Annotated in this window: 17 protein-coding genes; 9 read left to right on the forward strand and 8 right to left on the reverse strand. The window is 62.6% G+C overall.

Annotated features, from left to right (window positions below):
- Complete coding sequence (locus tag CGZ66_RS00970; RefSeq protein ID WP_095080574.1) at positions 1 to 786, forward strand: FadR/GntR family transcriptional regulator; 786 nt, start codon at positions 1 to 3, stop codon at positions 784 to 786.
- A 154-nt stretch (positions 787 to 940) separates the two neighbouring features.
- Positions 941 to 1,423 (forward strand): hypothetical protein, encoded by a 483-nt coding sequence (locus CGZ66_RS00975; RefSeq protein WP_095080576.1) that lies wholly within the window; start codon positions 941 to 943, stop codon positions 1,421 to 1,423.
- Between the two features lie 453 nt (positions 1,424 to 1,876).
- On the opposite strand, the gene CGZ66_RS40540 is transcribed toward CGZ66_RS00975, so the two are convergent.
- Positions 1,877 to 2,119, reverse strand: coding sequence for a hypothetical protein (locus tag CGZ66_RS40540; RefSeq protein WP_095080578.1), 243 nt, complete (start codon positions 2,117 to 2,119; stop codon positions 1,877 to 1,879).
- Between the two features lie 14 nt (positions 2,120 to 2,133).
- On the opposite strand from CGZ66_RS40540, the gene CGZ66_RS00985 reads away from it, so the two are divergent.
- The 5 genes from CGZ66_RS00985 to CGZ66_RS01005 all read left to right on the forward strand — a co-directional run bounded on the left by CGZ66_RS00985 (position 2,134) and on the right by CGZ66_RS01005 (position 6,655).
- Entirely contained in the window at positions 2,134 to 2,847 is a 714-nt protein-coding gene (locus tag CGZ66_RS00985) for an SOS response-associated peptidase (RefSeq protein ID WP_095080580.1), read from the forward strand.
- 183 nt (positions 2,848 to 3,030) lie between these two features.
- On the forward strand, positions 3,031 to 3,435 hold the full coding sequence (locus CGZ66_RS39720; protein ID WP_167391937.1) for a hypothetical protein: 405 nt from the start codon (positions 3,031 to 3,033) through the stop codon (positions 3,433 to 3,435).
- Positions 3,436 to 3,523: 88 nt separating this feature from the next.
- Positions 3,524 to 3,703, forward strand: coding sequence for a hypothetical protein (locus CGZ66_RS00995; RefSeq protein WP_095080584.1), 180 nt, complete (start codon positions 3,524 to 3,526; stop codon positions 3,701 to 3,703).
- A 102-nt stretch (positions 3,704 to 3,805) separates the two neighbouring features.
- Positions 3,806 to 5,563, forward strand: coding sequence for an adenylate/guanylate cyclase domain-containing protein (locus tag CGZ66_RS01000; protein WP_095080586.1), 1,758 nt, complete (start codon positions 3,806 to 3,808; stop codon positions 5,561 to 5,563).
- Between the two features lie 210 nt (positions 5,564 to 5,773).
- Positions 5,774 to 6,655, forward strand: coding sequence for an AraC family transcriptional regulator (locus tag CGZ66_RS01005; protein ID WP_095081058.1), 882 nt, complete (start codon positions 5,774 to 5,776; stop codon positions 6,653 to 6,655).
- 16 nt (positions 6,656 to 6,671) lie between these two features.
- On the opposite strand, the gene CGZ66_RS01010 is transcribed toward CGZ66_RS01005, so the two are convergent.
- Positions 6,672 to 7,577: an NAD(P)-dependent oxidoreductase gene (locus CGZ66_RS01010; protein ID WP_095081059.1), complete on the reverse strand. Its 906-nt coding sequence runs from the start codon at positions 7,575 to 7,577 to the stop codon at positions 6,672 to 6,674.
- 127 nt (positions 7,578 to 7,704) lie between these two features.
- On the opposite strand from CGZ66_RS01010, the gene CGZ66_RS01015 reads away from it, so the two are divergent.
- Positions 7,705 to 8,445: a FadR/GntR family transcriptional regulator gene (locus CGZ66_RS01015; RefSeq protein ID WP_095081061.1), complete on the forward strand. Its 741-nt coding sequence runs from the start codon at positions 7,705 to 7,707 to the stop codon at positions 8,443 to 8,445.
- Between the two features lie 8 nt (positions 8,446 to 8,453).
- On the opposite strand, the gene CGZ66_RS01020 is transcribed toward CGZ66_RS01015, so the two are convergent.
- The 5 genes from CGZ66_RS01020 to CGZ66_RS01040 form a co-directional block, all read right to left on the reverse strand.
- Positions 8,454 to 9,185: an ABC transporter ATP-binding protein gene (locus CGZ66_RS01020; RefSeq protein ID WP_095080588.1), complete on the reverse strand. Its 732-nt coding sequence runs from the start codon at positions 9,183 to 9,185 to the stop codon at positions 8,454 to 8,456.
- Positions 9,182 to 9,904, reverse strand: coding sequence for an ABC transporter ATP-binding protein (locus CGZ66_RS01025; RefSeq protein WP_095080590.1), 723 nt, complete (start codon positions 9,902 to 9,904; stop codon positions 9,182 to 9,184). The genes CGZ66_RS01020 and CGZ66_RS01025 overlap by 4 nt, the downstream gene beginning before the upstream one ends.
- Entirely contained in the window at positions 9,901 to 10,932 is a 1,032-nt protein-coding gene (locus CGZ66_RS01030; protein ID WP_095080592.1) for a branched-chain amino acid ABC transporter permease, read from the reverse strand. The genes CGZ66_RS01025 and CGZ66_RS01030 overlap by 4 nt, the downstream gene beginning before the upstream one ends.
- Positions 10,929 to 11,810: a branched-chain amino acid ABC transporter permease gene (locus tag CGZ66_RS01035; RefSeq protein ID WP_095080594.1), complete on the reverse strand. Its 882-nt coding sequence runs from the start codon at positions 11,808 to 11,810 to the stop codon at positions 10,929 to 10,931. The genes CGZ66_RS01030 and CGZ66_RS01035 overlap by 4 nt, the downstream gene beginning before the upstream one ends.
- A 123-nt stretch (positions 11,811 to 11,933) precedes the next feature.
- Positions 11,934 to 13,148, reverse strand: coding sequence for an ABC transporter substrate-binding protein (locus tag CGZ66_RS01040; protein ID WP_095080595.1), 1,215 nt, complete (start codon positions 13,146 to 13,148; stop codon positions 11,934 to 11,936).
- Positions 13,149 to 13,311: 163 nt separating this feature from the next.
- Between CGZ66_RS01040 and CGZ66_RS01045 the strand changes: the two genes are divergently transcribed.
- Positions 13,312 to 14,298 (forward strand): aldo/keto reductase, encoded by a 987-nt coding sequence (locus CGZ66_RS01045; protein WP_095080597.1) that lies wholly within the window; start codon positions 13,312 to 13,314, stop codon positions 14,296 to 14,298.
- A gap of 110 nt (positions 14,299 to 14,408) precedes the next feature.
- On the opposite strand, the gene CGZ66_RS01050 is transcribed toward CGZ66_RS01045, so the two are convergent.
- Positions 14,409 to 15,179, reverse strand: coding sequence for an alpha/beta fold hydrolase (locus CGZ66_RS01050; RefSeq protein ID WP_095080599.1), 771 nt, complete (start codon positions 15,177 to 15,179; stop codon positions 14,409 to 14,411).
- Positions 15,180 to 15,460: the final 281 nt, after the last annotated feature.

Here is a 15,460-nt window from a genome sequence, read left to right on the forward strand (position 1 = left end):
ATGACGCTGAAGCTCGACAAGGTCAATCGCGGTCCGCACCTCTCCACTTTGGTTGCGAGTTCGATCTCGCGCGAGATCGCGCAGGGGCGGCTGAAGCCCGGCGACCAGCTGCCGACCGAGCAGGCGCTGGCGACCACCTTCGGCGTCAGCCGCAACGTCGTGCGCGAGGCGATCGCCCGCCTGCGCTCGGAAGGCCGCATCTGGTCGCAGCAGGGGCGCGGCGCCTTCGTGGTGGAGAGCACCAACCCGACGGTGCTGACCATCGACTACGAGGCGCTGCAGCGCGCCGACTCCTTCCGCAACCTGTTCGAGCTGCGCGGCATCCTCGAAGTGCAGGCCGCCGCCCTTGCCGCAAGGCGGCGCACCGAAGCCGATCTCACCGCGATGGGCGATGCGCTGGCCGGCATGCGTGCCGCCCCCTATGGCAGCGTCGCCTGGCTGCGCAGCGACCTCGAGTTCCACCGCACCGTCGCCGAGGCGACGCGCAACGCCTATATGGGCCAGTTCCTGGTCTTCGTGTCCGAGCGGGTGCGCGAGAGCATCCTTGCCGCCGGCAACCAGCAGAAATCGGACGACATGGCCCGCATCACGCTCGGCGAGCACGAGCGCATCCTGGCCGCCATCCGTGCCTGCGACGCCGAGGCGGCGCAGACAGCCATGCGCGACCACCTGGCGGGCGCGGCGCTGCGGGTTGGGTTGGATGATGGTGAGGCGGAGGCAGCGCCAACACCTCCGGTGCGGCACTCGAGGCTGAGGAAGGCTATCCGCAAGCAGGCTGCGGGATGACAGCATCGCCCACGGCGACGCCCCACGATAGGAAGTCGCCGACAAACGAGAAAGCTGATTCAAAAACGAGGGATGTGAAGGCGAAGTCCATCAAGTCATTGACACCATAGCCACTGGCAACACAGGATGCGATCGCTTGTGGAGGGGAACGGCAATGTTCAACGCAATCCGAATTGCTGTCTTCGCTTCAATCATTCTTAGCTCTTCTGCCAACGCACAGGAAGATGGCCCGTCCATTATACCGGAGCGTCTTCAGAAGATTGCCTTGACTACCCCGTTGGCCGAAAGACTGCACATAAAGTGGGATTCCGTCGCCCCTGAGAATATTGGCCAATATATGGGGCTTTTGGCGGCCGTGAACCAAGTAGCGGTTGCGGTTGCTTCGAAGAATGGCCGCGACACTCCGTCGGATGAGGACTATTTAGCTGGGCTCGCTGCGTGGTGTCTGTTTCCAAATAAGCCGCCAATAGCAGAGCCCTATTGGCCAAAGGCAAGCGAAAAGATTAGGTCGGAAATTCGCGCAGCTGTTGGACCCTTGGCAGCACAGTTTCCGGCCTTCATTGCTAAAGGCGAGGCCCAACAGGAAATTGATGCGAATTGGCCAAAGGATTCCAAAATGTATTTAGTGGCGTCCTAGACCTTGGAAGTTTGAGCGATGTCAAATAGCAATCTGCCCGTGCCTGATATCGGGTTGCTCGCAGTATGGCTACTCTGTTTAAATTGGTATTGGATAGGTTATAGAAAAGACGAAACTAGAGAGAACGCCGAAGAGCGATCTCTCGGTGCAGCTGTTATTATGGGTCAACTGGGGTCAATTATCACATGATCTTCAGTTATCCTAGCTGGAATAGGTGCATTTGTTGCGTTGGCAAAGACACCTCTTGCAGAGTCGGCAAAATATCACGTGTTCTATGCCGCTTGCTGGGCAGTTCTTGCACTAGTCGTATCCATTTATACGATGGGCATCCTCCCAGCCCACGCACCAAAGACAAATTTCGTCAGACTCCGGGGCATCGCTTTGTTAAGCTCAATGTCACTATTTTGCTGTCTCGCAGCAGGCGTTCGATTTCTATTGGCAGTACAGGGAATTTTATTTTCCTGATCGCTTGCGGCAGCGTTTGAATGCCGCCGCCTTCTGCTTAGGCGAGACCGGCTTCACCAATCCGCCAAGCCTTATCGGTCGTGTCTCGCTGGCCAGCGAGACACCGCTCAGGCCCGCAATAATATCCGACAGCGCCTGCACGAACTTCCCGCCATTGCCGGTTGCGACCGCGGTGGCAAAGCCGTTGCGCACCGCCGCGCCGATTTCGACTAGTCGCAGGACAGCTCTCACGGCAGAGTGCGGCCATGTGCAACCTCTACAACATCACCACGTCGCAGGAAGCCGTCCGCCAGTGGACCCGGACTTTGCGGGACATCCTGGGCAACCTTGAGCCGTCCATCGACATCTATCCCAACCAACCCGGTCCGGTGGTGCGCAATGCACTGGACGGACAGCGCGAGCTTGCCAACCTTCTGTGGGGCATGCCGACACCCATTGAGCGGATGAAGGGCAAGGCCGACTACGGCACCACCAACATACGCAATCCCCAGTATGGCCATTGGCAGCAATATGTCGGCGTCGAGAACCGCTGTGTGGTGCCGGTGACGAGCTTTGCGGAGCCGAGCCCGACGCCCGGCGACAAGGACCCCGAGACGGGCATCCAGCGAAACTATTGGTTCGCACTCAATGAGGACCGCCCGCTGTTCTTCTTCGCCGGCCTCTGGACGCCATGGCAGGGGGTGCGCAAGGTCAAGGACGGTCCCGGCGACTTCGAGCTTTACGGTTTCATGACGACCGCGCCGAACGCCCTCATCAAGCCCATCCACGAAAAGGCCATGCCGGTCATCCTGAGGACGCAGGAGGAAACCGAAACCTGGATGACAGCGCCATGGTCGGAGGCCAAACGGCTACAGCGCACGGCCCCGGAGGATGCTTTGGTGATTGTCGAGAAGCCAGCCACACAGATCAAGTTTCCGGAGCAGGTACCGCAGGCACCGGCTCAGGGCTCACTGTTCTAGGGACTGAAAAATGCACGCAATTATTTGGTTTGGCGTCGGCTTTATCATTCTTGGATGTTTCCTTTTCGCCATCGCCGGCATGATTGACATGCGAACGAACTACCAGCGACACAATGACAGCGTCCTAAGAGCGTCTAGAGAAGGTGGTCGAACAGGGGTAGATCTCTCAAATCCAAAAGCTCGATGGTGGGCTATATCCGGCATTGCCGTGATCATTTTCGGTTTTATGATTATGGTGTTCGGCTAGAAAAAGCGTTTTTCTTAGCCCTCATCCTTCCATATCACCCGGCGCACCATGCGGATTTCGACAAGCCGCCTGACGCGTATCTTCATGCCCTCCAACGCACTTGGCAGCAGGATATCCACGTCGAGCTCGCGGCGTTTGCACCGCTCGCAACGCATGTACCGAGCCACGTCCCAAAACGGAATGTCCCCGACGAGCTTGGCGAGGTCCCCCGGCAGGTAGTGGCGGGTGATGTTGCAGTTGATGCACCGGACGCGGATCAGCTGCCCGACCTCATGCGCTCGGCACAAGGTCTGCACAAGGCGGCGCGGTCGTCTGCTCTGTTCCGGCATGGCCAAAAATAGGAACCTATTCCTCGCCGAGTCAATTCGCTCTTGACAATTTCGTTCCCTTTTTGTTCACTACGGCCATGCAGCGTTTGGAGGAATTGCCGTGGATCGCATTGTCACACTCAACTCTCGTCAAGAGGCCGCCCTCCATGCCCACGCCGAGGACTTCATCGCAGTCTACAAGGGCGATGTGATGAAGGCGCTCAAGGAAATGATCGTGCTCAACGGGCACCTTCAAGAGCGGCTCGACGCGCTCTCGGCCCCGCGCAGAGCAAGCCGCTAGGGGAGGGACCGCAAATGGCCACGGCGATGTTCGGCTCGTGGACTCGGCCAGCCGTCGCTCGTACAATCCCGGTTCTGCTGCGCTTGAAGGACAATCTCGCGAATGGCCGAGGGACGCGTCCAACGCCGTCTTGCCGCAATCCTGGCCGCTGACGTGGTGGGTTATACGCGCCTGATGGGCCGCGACGAGGCCGGCACACTTGGCGAACTGAAGACGATACGAGCCGACCTTATCGACCCCAAGATGGCCGAGCACCAAGGCCGCATCTTCAAGACGACTGGCGATGGCGTCCTTGCCGAGTTTCCGAGCGTCGTCAACGCCGTGGCGTGTGCGGTCGATATCCAGCGGGCCATGTCGGACCGAAACGGAGCCATCCCCGAGGCCCGGGCAATACAATACCGGATCGGGATCAACGTCGGAGACGTAATCATCGAGGGTGATGATGTGTTCGGTGATGGGGTGAATATTGCGGCCAGGCTTGAAGGCATAGCTCCGGCGGGCGGTGTCACCGTCTCGGGCGCGGTACGAGACCATCTTGGAAGTCGCCTCGATCTTCAGTTCGATGACATTGGCGACCAGACACTCAGGAACGTCGAGCGGCCTGTTCGAGCCTATGCAGTGCGCCTGGATGTGCCTGGTGAAGTCCCTATCGCGCAGCATTCGGACAAGCCCTCCATCGCGTTGCTGCCGTTCGTCAATATGAGCGACGACCGTCAGCAGGACTACTTTGCGGATGGGATCACAGAGAACGTCATCACCGGATTGTCCCGGTTTCGCGATCTTTTCGTCATCGCGAGCAATTCGACGTTCGCCTACAAGGGCAAAGCCACGAAGATACAGGATGCCAGCCGAGAGCTGGGTGCCCGCTATATCCTGGAGGGCAGCGTACAAAGGTCGAAGGACCGCGTCCGGATTACGGCCCAGCTCATCGACGGCAAGACCGGGCGGCACCTTTGGGCAGAGCGCTACGACCGGGGCGTCGACGATATCTTTGCCGTGCAGGACGATGTCACCGAAAGAATAATTGGTAGTTTAGCCACAGCGTACGGAGGCCGACTGTTAAAGGCGTGGCAAGAGCGCCCTGAAGTCGCGGGCACACGGAACTTTGAGGCCCTGGACTATTTCGTGCGCGGCATGGAGTCTCTCAACCGTTACACAAAAGAGGACAACTTGCATGCTCGCGAACTCTTTGAGAAGGCGGGTGAACTCGATCCGAAGTTCGGAAAAGCGTTTGCGAAGCTCGCTTGGACGCACATGATCGACGCAAACGACGGTTGGAGCGAGAATCCCGAGGCCTCACTGGCAAATGGCCTGAAATACGCCAATTTGGCGATCGAACGCGACGACGCCGAGGCATGGGGGCACTATGCGCTCGCAGGGCACTGCCTATTTTGCGGACAATACGAACGCGCTATCATTGAGTATCAACGCGCCCTTGAGCTCAATCCAAATGATGCCGACGTGCTGTTGGATTTTGGTTCCTGCCTAAGCTATTGCGGGAGGGCACAGGAAGGCCTTGAGACGGCGCAAAAAGCCATCCGTCTCAACCCTCACTACCCCGAGTGGTACATTCTACAGATTGGCCAGATTTACTACGACGTTCGCAGATATCATGAAGCGATCGCGGCATTGGAAGGTCTACGAACCCTCGACACCGTATACCAACACTTATACCTGGCAGCGAGCTACGCGGCTTTAGGGAGCGAAGACGAAGCGCAGCAGGTCATCGAGCACATTTTGCAGCTGGAGCCACGAGCCACAATCACGATGAGAACGACCTCGGACATGGCGCCATACAAGAATTCAAGTGACTTGGAACATTTTCGCGAGAACCTGCGCAAGGCAGGCCTGCGGGAATGAGACGAAACGCTGGCGCTTTGCCACCGGCGTACCCGGTGAGGGTAGGCTCCTATCCAGTGTCTTCGTCAGCCTTTCGCCGACCTATGTTCCGCCGTTCACGCAGAGCGGGCTTGCCCGTATGCGGTGCTGGCAGCCATGCCAAATCGCAAGATCGGTGGAGCGCGACATGTCCCGGAGGGCGTAGCTGGTGTCGCCACGGAGGAAGAGACGGTGAAGGCGGCACTTGAAAACTACCATGCCCGAATGCAGCGGGTGCTGGACCACATAGACCGGCATCTCGACGACGATCTCGGCCTGGATGCGTTGAGCGGCGTCGCGGCGTTCTCGAAATACCATTTCCACCGGCAGTTCATGTCCACCTTCGGGTTGTCCGTGCATCGCTATGTCCAGCTCGCCCGCATGAAGCGCGCTTCGTACCGGCTGGCCTACACCGATGCCCAAAGCGTCACGGACATAGCGATGGATGCCGGTTATGACGCACCCGATGCCTTCGCCCGCGCCTTTCGGCAACGGGTCGGGCAATCGCCGTCGTCGTTCCGGAAGTCTCCCGAATGGGAGCCGTGGCTTGCGGCCTTCGGGCCTCTCGACAACGCCAGGAGCAAGCTCATGCAGAAGATTTTTACCGCCGACGACGTAACGATCCGCGATGTGGCCCCGACGCCGGTGGCGATCATGGAGCATCGGGGCGACCCGGCGATGCTCGGCGCCACCATCCAGCGGTTCATCGCCTGGCGCAAGGCCGCCGGCCTGCACCCCAGGACAAGTCCGACCTTCAATGTCTGGCGTTCCGAGCGGCGTCCAGCGTCGCCTGCCGATTACAGCGTAGACCTTTGTGTCGGGACCGGCCAACCGATCGAGGCGAACGACCAACACATGAAGGCCGGCGTGATCCCCGGCGGACGCTGCGCGGTGCTGCGTGTCGTCGGCAACACCCACAACCTGGAGCCTGCCGCGCTCTACCTCTATCGCGACTGGCTGCCGGCCAGCGGCGAGGAAGCACGCGACTTCCCGATCTATTGCCAGCGCCTGAGCTTCGTCCCGGAAGTGCCGGAGCATGAGACCGTCGCGGAGCTGTTCCTGCCGCTGAAATAGAACCGCTCCCACCCCGTCACATCTCCGGCGGCTCCACCAGCGAAACCCCGTTCAGGCCGGCGATGATATCGGACAGCGCCGGCACGAACTTCTCGCCATGGCCGGTCGCGACCGCGGTGGCAAAGCCGTTGCGCACCGCCGCACCGATCGGGTTGGCGACATCGGCGGCTTGAGCGAAAGAGGCGAGATAGGTCATGTCCTTGAGCGCATTGACGATGGCGAAACGCTGGGCGTTCTCGTTGCGGGTCAGCACGAAATCGAAGAAGGCCTGGTAAAAGCCGCAATCCATGCGGCTGCCAGAGATGACGCTGTTGAACACCTGCGGCGTCAGCCCGGCCTTGACGCCGAGCGTCAGCGCCTCCGAATAGATCGCCGAATAGCCCATCGAGACGAAATTGTTGAGCAGCTTCATGGTGTGGCCGCTGCCGGTCGGGCCGGTGTGGATGACGCGCGCGGCAAACGCCTCGAGCACCGGCCGCGCGCGGGCGACGGCGTCGGCCGGGCCGCCGACCATGACGTCGAGCTTGCCCTCGGCCGCTTCCTTGGGCGTGCGCGCCAGCGGTGCATCGATCAGCGTCACGCCAAGTGCCGCGAGGTCAGCGGCAAGCGCTGTCGTCGAGGACGGGTTGGAGGTCGAGCAGTCGATGACCAGCAGCGGCTTGCCCGCCGCGCCCAGGCCATCCGGTCCCTTGACCAGCATTTCGACCTCGCGCGAACCGGTGACGCACAGGATGACGACATCGCAGGCGGCGGCGAGCGCGCGCGGGCTTGCCGCTTCGGTGGCGCCGGCTGCGATCAGCCGGTCGGCGGCGGTGCGGCTGCGATGCACACACACCGCCAGCGGCCAGCCCTTGCGCAGCAGATTGTCGGCCATGCCGGCGCCCATGCTGCCCAGACCGATGAAGCCTATGCGTTCTTTCATGCAATCCTCCAAATGGCCCACGTTGGCGGGCCGCATTTCGTCACCTTGCGGCGGGCACCTGTCGATGCAATCCTTTGAAGAAGAATCGGCCTTTGCCGAAGAATCGGACCGGAGGCCGTATCCCCCGATGGCGGAGCCCATGCTTTTCGATGCCATACCGCAAGCGCCCAATCTGCGGACCGGGCTCGTCAACACGCTGATCGCGCAAATCGAATCCGGCGATCTGGCGCCGGGCCAGCGGCTGCCGACCGAGCAGGAGATCGTCGCCGCCACCGGCGTCAGCCGCACCGTCGTGCGCGAGGCGCTCGCCGCACTGCGTGCCCGTGGCCTGATCACCACGCGCCAGGGCCTCGGCGCTTTCGTCGCCAAGGATCCGCTGCCGAGGACCTTTTCCATCCTGCCGGACGATCTTGAATCGATCGACGAGGTGCTGCGCGTGCTCGAACTGCGCATGGGCATCGAGGTCGAGGCGACCGGCCTTGCCGCCGAGCGGCGCAGCGACGCGGCGCTCGAGCAGATGGGTTCGCGGCTGGACGCGCTGGAGGCGGCGGTGCGCGCCGGCGGGTCGGGCTCGGAAGAGGATTTCGGCTTCCATCGCGCCATTCTCGCGGCGACGCAGAACGCCAATTTCACCCGGCTGTTCGACACCTTCGGCAGCGCCATGATCCCGCGCCAATGGATACGGCTCGACCGGATGACCCTGCCGGAGCGGGAGAAGTACCTGGCCCGCATGCAGCGCGAGCACCGCGCTATTCTCGCCGCAATCGAGGCCAGGGATGCCAACGCGGCACGGCGCGCCATGCGCAGCCATCTGACCAAGAGCTATTCCCGCTTCGAAGAGTTGCGCGACAGGGCAAGCCACGACTGAGCGCTTGCTCATGCCGTGGCTCCCGCCACGCCGCCGAGATAGAGTTCGCGCATCAGCGACATGTCGCGCAATTCGGCGATCGGCCCGGAGACGACGATGCGGCCGTTCTGCATGAGATAGCCGCGCGACGCGACGGAGAGCGCCAGGCCGGCATTCTGCTCGACCAGCAGCACCGAAGCGCCGAAGCGCTCGCCGATGCCGAGGATGATCGCCTTGATCTCCTTGACCAGCAGCGGCGACAGGCCGAGCGACGGCTCGTCGAGCAACAGCACGCGCGGCCGCGTCATCAGCCCGCGCGCAATGGCCAGCATCTGCTGCTGGCCGCCGCTCAGCGAGCCGCCCTTGTCGCGCCGCTTGGTGGCAAGGATCGGGAAGAAGGCCAGCATGGTTGCGAAATCGGCCTCCACGGCGGCATCGTCGCGGCGTGCATAGGCGCCGAGGCGCAAATTCTCCTCGACGCTCATCTCGACGAAGATCTTGCGCCCTTCCGGCACCAGCACGACGCCGCGCCTGGCCATGACATCGGCGGCAAGCCCGGTCACCTCGGCACCGTCGAACGAAATGCTGCCGGCGCGCGGCCGGATCAGCCCGGCGATCGCCTTGAGCAGCGTCGACTTGCCGGCGCCGTTGGGGCCGAGGATGGTGACGATCTCGCCCGCCCCGAGCGTCAGCGAGACGCCGCGGTTGACGATGGTCGGCCCGTAGCCGGTGACGACATCGGAAACGGCGAGCAGGTTCACAGATCGCCTCCCAGATAGACTTCCAGCACCTTGGGATCGGCAAGCACCGTCTCGGTCGGCCCATCGGCGATCTTGGAGCCGAAGTCGAGCACGGCAAGGCGCCGGCACAGCATCTGCATCAGCTTCATGTCATGGTCGATGACGCAGACGGATATGCCGTGGCCGGGAAGCTGACGGACGAGTCCAACCAGGGCAGTGGTCTCGCGGTCGTTGAGCCCGGCGGCGGGTTCGTCGAGCAGGAGCAGCGACGGCCGCGTGGCGAGCGCCAGCGCAAGGCCGAGCAGGCGCAGGGAGCCGAACGGCAGCACGCCGGCCTTCTCATTGGTAACCGCGCTCAGTCCGACGAAATCGAGCAGCGCCTGCGGCGTCGGCCACGGGTTGGCGGTGCCGCCCGTCCCGACATGCTCACCGGCGATCCGGACATTCTCCAGCACGCCAAGGCCTGCAAAGGCCATTGCCTGCTGGAAGGTGTAGCCGATGCCGGCCCGCGATATGGCATGCGGCTTGAGACCGGTGATGTCGTGCCCGCGAAACAGCACGGTGCCGCCGCTCGGCCTGTGCACGCCGGTGACGACATTGAACAGCGTCGTCTTGCCTGAACCGTTCGGACCGACGACGCCGAGGATTTCTCCCTCTTCGATGGTGAGGTCGACGCCGGCCAGAGCCGTGACGCCGCCGAACTGCTTGCTCAGGCCGCTGATCGCCAGGATCGGGCTCATCGCCGCGCCTCCGCCGCGTTGCGCTGTTCCGTCTCCTGTTTCGGCTTGCCCGACAACACTGCACGAAGCGCCCGCACGATGCCACCGATCAGGCCGTCGGGCAAAAGCATGATCACCGCGATCAGGCAGACGCCGTAGACGATGCGCGACTGGACCGGGTCGAGGTTGAGCACTTCCGGCAGGAAGGCGACAAGGATGCCGCCGGCGAGCGGTCCCTCGATCAGGCGGGCGCCGCCGATCATGACCATCAGCGCCAGGTAGATGCTGGGGAAGGAGGAAAACTGCGACGGCGAGATGTGGCCGAGGAAATAGGCCAGCAGCACGCCGGAGATGCCGGCAAAGACGCCGCTGACGACGAAGGCGCCGATCTTGTGCCGGCCGACATTGATGCCGAGCGAGGCGGCAAGCTTCTCGTTCTCCCGGATGGCGCGCAGCGTGCGGCCATAGGACGAGTTGATGATCGCCCAACTCGCAACCGCCGCGGCCGTCACGAAGGCCACCACCATCAGATAATAGCGCGTCAGATCGCTCATATCGGCGCCGAACAGAGTGACCGGGCCGGCCAGGTCGAGCCCTGTCGCCGCACCCGTATAATCGCCGCCATTGGTGAGGACGATGGCGAGCAACTGCCCGAAGGCAAAGGTCATGATGACAAAGTGATGGCCGCCGACGCGCAGCGACGGAATGCCGACGATCATCGCGAACGCAGCACTTGCCAGAGCCGCCGCCGGCAGTGCTGCCCAAAACCCCACGCCAAAGTCCCGCGCCAGGATCGCCGCCGCATAGGCGCCGACGCCGACCAGCGCCGCGTGCCCCATCGACAGGATGCCGGTCTGGCCGAACAGAACCGACAGCCCGTAGAGCGCGATCACGTTGATGCCGGCCGAGATCGCCAGCGACAGGAAGCGGTTGCTCGGCGAGAACAACGGCACCAGCGCGATCAATGCCAGGATGACCAGCACCGGCAGCAGCGATCGCAACGCCTTGAAGGTGGAACCGGCGCGATCCTGGTGGAGGCCATCCTTCATGACGCCATCCTGGGTCCGCTGGTGCCGCCGAACAGGCCGTGCGGGCGGACGATCAGCACCAGGATCATCAGGGCGAAGGAGTAGGCGTCGGTCCATTGCGAAAAGCCGTAGCCGGCGCTGAAGCCTTCGACGATGCCGAGGATGAGCCCGGCGGCGACGGCGCCGTAGATGTTGCCGAGCCCGCCGATCAGCGCCACGGCAAAACCCTTCATCACCATGGTGCCGCCGGTGAACGGGGTGATCGGAAACAGCGCGATCAGCAGCGCCCCGCCGAGCCCGGCCAACGCACTGCCGAGCACGAACACGCCGGTGATGTAGCGGCGCACCGGAATGCCCATCAGGGCCGCCGTATCGCGGTCCTCGACGCTCGCCCGCAAGGCCCGGCCGTAGCGGCTGGCCGTGATCATGCGGAAGCTGAGTGCCACCACGGCAATGGTGATCGCGATGACCATGACCCGCACCGAGGCGATGCGCACGCCGCCGACCTCCCAGACCGTGGTCAGCGGGCGCGGGATGCTCTTCTGGTTGGGGTTCCAGAACAGCACGACGACATGCTGCAAGACGACGATGAGGCCGAGCGAAACGATGAAGCCGTTGGTCGGCCGCTCCAGCGTGAAGCGGAAAAGGCCGCGCTCGAGGATGTAGCCCATCAGCCCGACCGCCAGGATCGCCAGCACCACCGCCAGCGGGAAGCCGAGGCCGGCGCTGACGGCAAGCCAGGTGACGATGCCGCCGATCATCAGGAATTCGCCATGGGCAAAGTTGATGATGCCGGTCAGGCCGAAGATCAGGGTGACGCCGATGGCGATCAGCGTGATGACGCTGGCGATCGAAAGCCCGTTGAGGATCTGCTGGATGAAGATGTCCACGGCTCGCATTCTCTGTCGAAGTGATGGCGCTTTTCACGTGGTGGCCGGCTTTCAAGCCCCTGCCTGCATTTCTGAGAAGGAGAGGTTGGCGGCGTGTGTGACGCCGCCAACTCAAGGGTGCGGTTCGCCAGATCAGCTCTTCGGCGCTTCAGCCGGCGGCTGTTGCATCGAGCAGGAGATGGCGCCGCCGGGTGCCGCGGCGCAGACCTCGGTGGCATGGGTGACCTGATGGGTTGGATTGAAGGTCAGGTCGTCCGAGACCACGCCCTGATGGTGCAGCGTCAATAGCGCCTCGACCGTCTTGTCCGGATCGAAGCTGCCGGCCTTCTCCCAGGCTTCGGCGAGGAAGTGGACATAGTCGTGGTAAAGCAGCGACACCGACGAGGTCACGCCGTGCGGCGCGCCGGCGGCGAAGTAGGCGTCGAAATAGGCCCTGGCCTTCGGGTTGGACGACTCGCCCCAGCACACCGGAACGCAGCTCATCGCCACCGGCACGTCGGCCGAAAGCTGTTTTTCCTTCCAGATGCCGGGGTCGACGCCGAACAGGAAGTAGCTCTTGGCGGCTCCCAGTTCGAGCGCCTGCGGCAGCGCTGTCAGCGTTGAATCGCCATTGTACCAGAAGTGGATGATATCCGGATTGAGGCTCTTGGCGCGGGTCAGGAACGGCGAGAAGTCGGTCGTGTCAGGCGGATAGAAGATGATGTCGGGAACGTCCTGCCCCTCGGCCTTCAGCGCCTTGAAATAGTAGGACGACAGGAACTGGCCTGTGGCGTCGTTGCCGACGATCATGACCGATTTCTTCGGCTTATAACCAAGCAGCGGCTCGAGCAGCGTCAGCACGCCGCGCGCGGTCGATCCGGACCGCTGGAACTCCTGCGGCTCGGACTGGAAAAGATAGTGATCCTCGCCGCCCGGCTTGACCGAGTCCGGTGTCAGGATTTTCGCCAGCGTCGAATTGCCGGCGAAATGGATGATCTTGGCCGGCTGCGTGATCTTGGCCATGGCCAGCGTGAAGTCATGCGTTTCGGATCCGAAGATCGCCTGCACCTTGACGTCGCGCACCAGTTCCTGGGTGGCGGCGATTGCGGTCGCGATATCCGTGCGGTCGTCGCGTTTGACCATTTCCAGTTTGTAGTTCTTGCCGCCGACATTGATACCGCCGGCATCGTTGATCTGTTTCACGGCAAGTCCGACGCCCGCCGGCAAGGTATGTCCGGCGGAAACGAATGAGCCCGACTCCGCCGCGACGACGCCGATCTTGACGATGTTGTCCTCGGCGAATGCCGGATGAGCAAGCACGCCAAGGCACAAGGCCGCCGACGCGCCCATTTTCAGAACCGTTTTCAACTTGAGATCCTCCCGACTCCAAAATCATTGCAGTCTTACCGGGTTGTCATACAACCCTGTTATCTGGTAAATCTAACGAACGGGGATGTCAATCGCGTTGCCATGCGATAAAAGGCGGCCCGCAGATCAGCAATCACCACCAAGCCGCAGTTAGGAACAGGACATGCAGTCACGGAAATTCGGCCGTACCGGCCGCGACGTCAGCGAGATCGGCTTTGGCTCATGGGCGATCGGCGCCGCCTGGGGCGAGGTCAATGACGACGATGCGGTGGCCGCCCTGCATGCCGCCCTCGACGCCGGCGTCACCTTCATCGACACCGCCGACGTCTATGGCGACGGCCGTTCCGAAAAACTCATTGCCAGGGTGATGAAGGAGCGCGGCGGCGAGCGTCCGTTCATCGCCACCAAGGCCGGAAAGCGCCTGCCGGAGCAAACGGTCGAGGGGTTCAGCCAGAAGAACCTGACCGACTGGATCGACCGCAGCCTGAGATATCTCGAGGCCGACACGCTCGATCTGGTGCAACTGCATTGCCCGCTGACCGACCTCTACTACCACCCGGAAGTGTTCGAGCGGCTCGACCGTCTCGTCGAGCAGGGCAAGATCCGCAACTACGGCGTCAGCGTCGAGCGCGTTGAGGAGGCGCTGAAGGCGATGCAGTATCCCGGCGTCGTCACCGTCCAGATCATTTTCAACGCCTTCCGCCAGCGGCCGGCGGAACTGTTCTTCGACCTGGCGAAAAAGAACGATGTGGCGATCATTGCTCGCGTCCCGCTGGCCAGCGGCTTGCTGTCGGGCAAGTTCAAGGCTGACACCAAATTCGAAGACAGCGACCACCGCAAATTCAACCGCCATGGCGAGGCCTTCGACGTCGGCGAGACCTTCTCGGGCGTGCCCTATGAGGTCGGGCTGGCAGCGGTCGAGCGCATCCGGCCGCTGGTTTCCGGCGACACGACGATGGCCAAATTCGCCCTGCGCTGGATCCTGATGTTCGACGCGGTCACGGTGGTCATCCCGGGCGCCCGCAATCCGGCGCAGGCGATATCCAATGCCGAAGCGGCGGACCTTCCCCCGCTGTCGGATCAACTCATGGGCAAGATCCGGGATATCTACGACCAGGACATCAAGCCCCATGTGCATCAGCGCTGGTGATCGAAGGCCCGCAAGCCCTCGTCAGTTCACGGCGCGGCGAACCTGATGGCTGGGGCAAGCGTGTCCGCCCTCCATCAGTTTCCCTGGCCCAGCCTACTTCGCTAGCTGAGCTACCCGGCGGCTTGCGAGATGAGCTGGGCGATCTCGTGCGGGTGAGAGATCAGCGACAAATGGCTTGCCTTCACCTCGATGGTCTTTGCGTTCATGCGCTTTGCCATGAAGCGCTCGAGATCCGGGTTGATCGTGCGATCCTCGGTCGAAACCGCATACCAGCTTGGCTTCGAGCGCCATGCCGCTTGCATCGTCTTTCCGGTGAAAAGCTTGTCCGAGATCGGCCCCTGGACGGCATAGAGGATGCGCGCCTTCTCGTGAGCAATGTCGCCGGCGAAATCCCGCAGGAAGGCCTCCTCGCTGAGCTTGCCATAGCCTTCGGACCAGACAAGGCCGGCGGAGGCAGGCGGCGCCGCAAAGGTCTTGGCGAGCGCCGTGTAGTCTTCGCCCGCGTCCGGAGCGCGCGCCGCGACATAGACGAGCGAGGAAACCTTGGGATCCATGCCTGCCTCGGTGATGATCATGCCGGCAAAGGAATGTGCGACAAGTATCGTCGGTCCATCCTGGAGCGCGATCGCTCGCCGCGTTGCATCGACGCCCGCCTCCAGCGTGGTCAGCGGGTGCTGGACGACGGTTGCCCTGAAGGCGGCCTGCTGCAGGATGCCAACCACTTCCGACCAGCACGAGCCATCCGCATAAGCGCCATGGACCAGCACGACATTGCGGGCCTTGGGGCCTGTCTGCGCTTGCGTCTTGTGGGAGCCGGCCAACAAGCCCGTCGCCACCCCGGTGACAAGTGCGGTGGAGAAAGTACGCCGATTTATCATGATCGTGAATTCCTTGGGCGGTTGGCAGATGGGGATCTGGTTTGTGCCGAAACCTCGGCCGAGACGAGTCGCAAGCGCTTTGTGCGGCGCTCACGTCCAATCTTCGCAGCCCACTGCGCCTTCATTACAGCCGTCACCGCTTCGTGATCGCCTGCCACGGGCTGCGTCCTTCAGCAATGCATTGTCCCCGCGACTATCCACAGGTTCGCCCGGCTATTTCGATGCGTGGGGCGGTGGCGTAGAATGACATGCAATTCGGCGGGTCTGTAGCCCGCCAATGGCTT

It is taken from the genome of Mesorhizobium sophorae, from assembly GCF_002270415.1.
GTDB lineage: Bacteria > Pseudomonadota > Alphaproteobacteria > Rhizobiales > Rhizobiaceae > Mesorhizobium > Mesorhizobium sophorae.

Bases quoted from the DNA above. Each gene is read 5' to 3' on its own strand.
- CGZ66_RS01045 (WP_095080597.1), top strand. From the start codon at position 13,312: ATGCAGTCACGGAAATTCGGCCGTACCGGCCGCGACGTCAGCGAGATC.
- CGZ66_RS01010 (WP_095081059.1), bottom strand. From the start codon at position 7,577: ATGAAAGAACGCATAGGCTTCATCGGTCTGGGCAGCATGGGCGCCGGC.
- CGZ66_RS01015 (WP_095081061.1), top strand. From the start codon at position 7,705: ATGGCGGAGCCCATGCTTTTCGATGCCATACCGCAAGCGCCCAATCTG.
- CGZ66_RS00985 (WP_095080580.1), top strand. From the start codon at position 2,134: ATGTGCAACCTCTACAACATCACCACGTCGCAGGAAGCCGTCCGCCAG.
- CGZ66_RS01025 (WP_095080590.1), bottom strand. From the start codon at position 9,904: ATGAGCCCGATCCTGGCGATCAGCGGCCTGAGCAAGCAGTTCGGCGGC.
- CGZ66_RS39720 (WP_167391937.1), top strand. From the start codon at position 3,031: ATGGTGGGCTATATCCGGCATTGCCGTGATCATTTTCGGTTTTATGAT.
- CGZ66_RS01035 (WP_095080594.1), bottom strand. From the start codon at position 11,810: ATGCGAGCCGTGGACATCTTCATCCAGCAGATCCTCAACGGGCTTTCG.
- CGZ66_RS00970 (WP_095080574.1), top strand. From the start codon at position 1: ATGACGCTGAAGCTCGACAAGGTCAATCGCGGTCCGCACCTCTCCACT.
- CGZ66_RS01000 (WP_095080586.1), top strand. From the start codon at position 3,806: ATGGCCGAGGGACGCGTCCAACGCCGTCTTGCCGCAATCCTGGCCGCT.
- CGZ66_RS01030 (WP_095080592.1), bottom strand. From the start codon at position 10,932: ATGAAGGATGGCCTCCACCAGGATCGCGCCGGTTCCACCTTCAAGGCG.
- CGZ66_RS00975 (WP_095080576.1), top strand. From the start codon at position 941: ATGTTCAACGCAATCCGAATTGCTGTCTTCGCTTCAATCATTCTTAGC.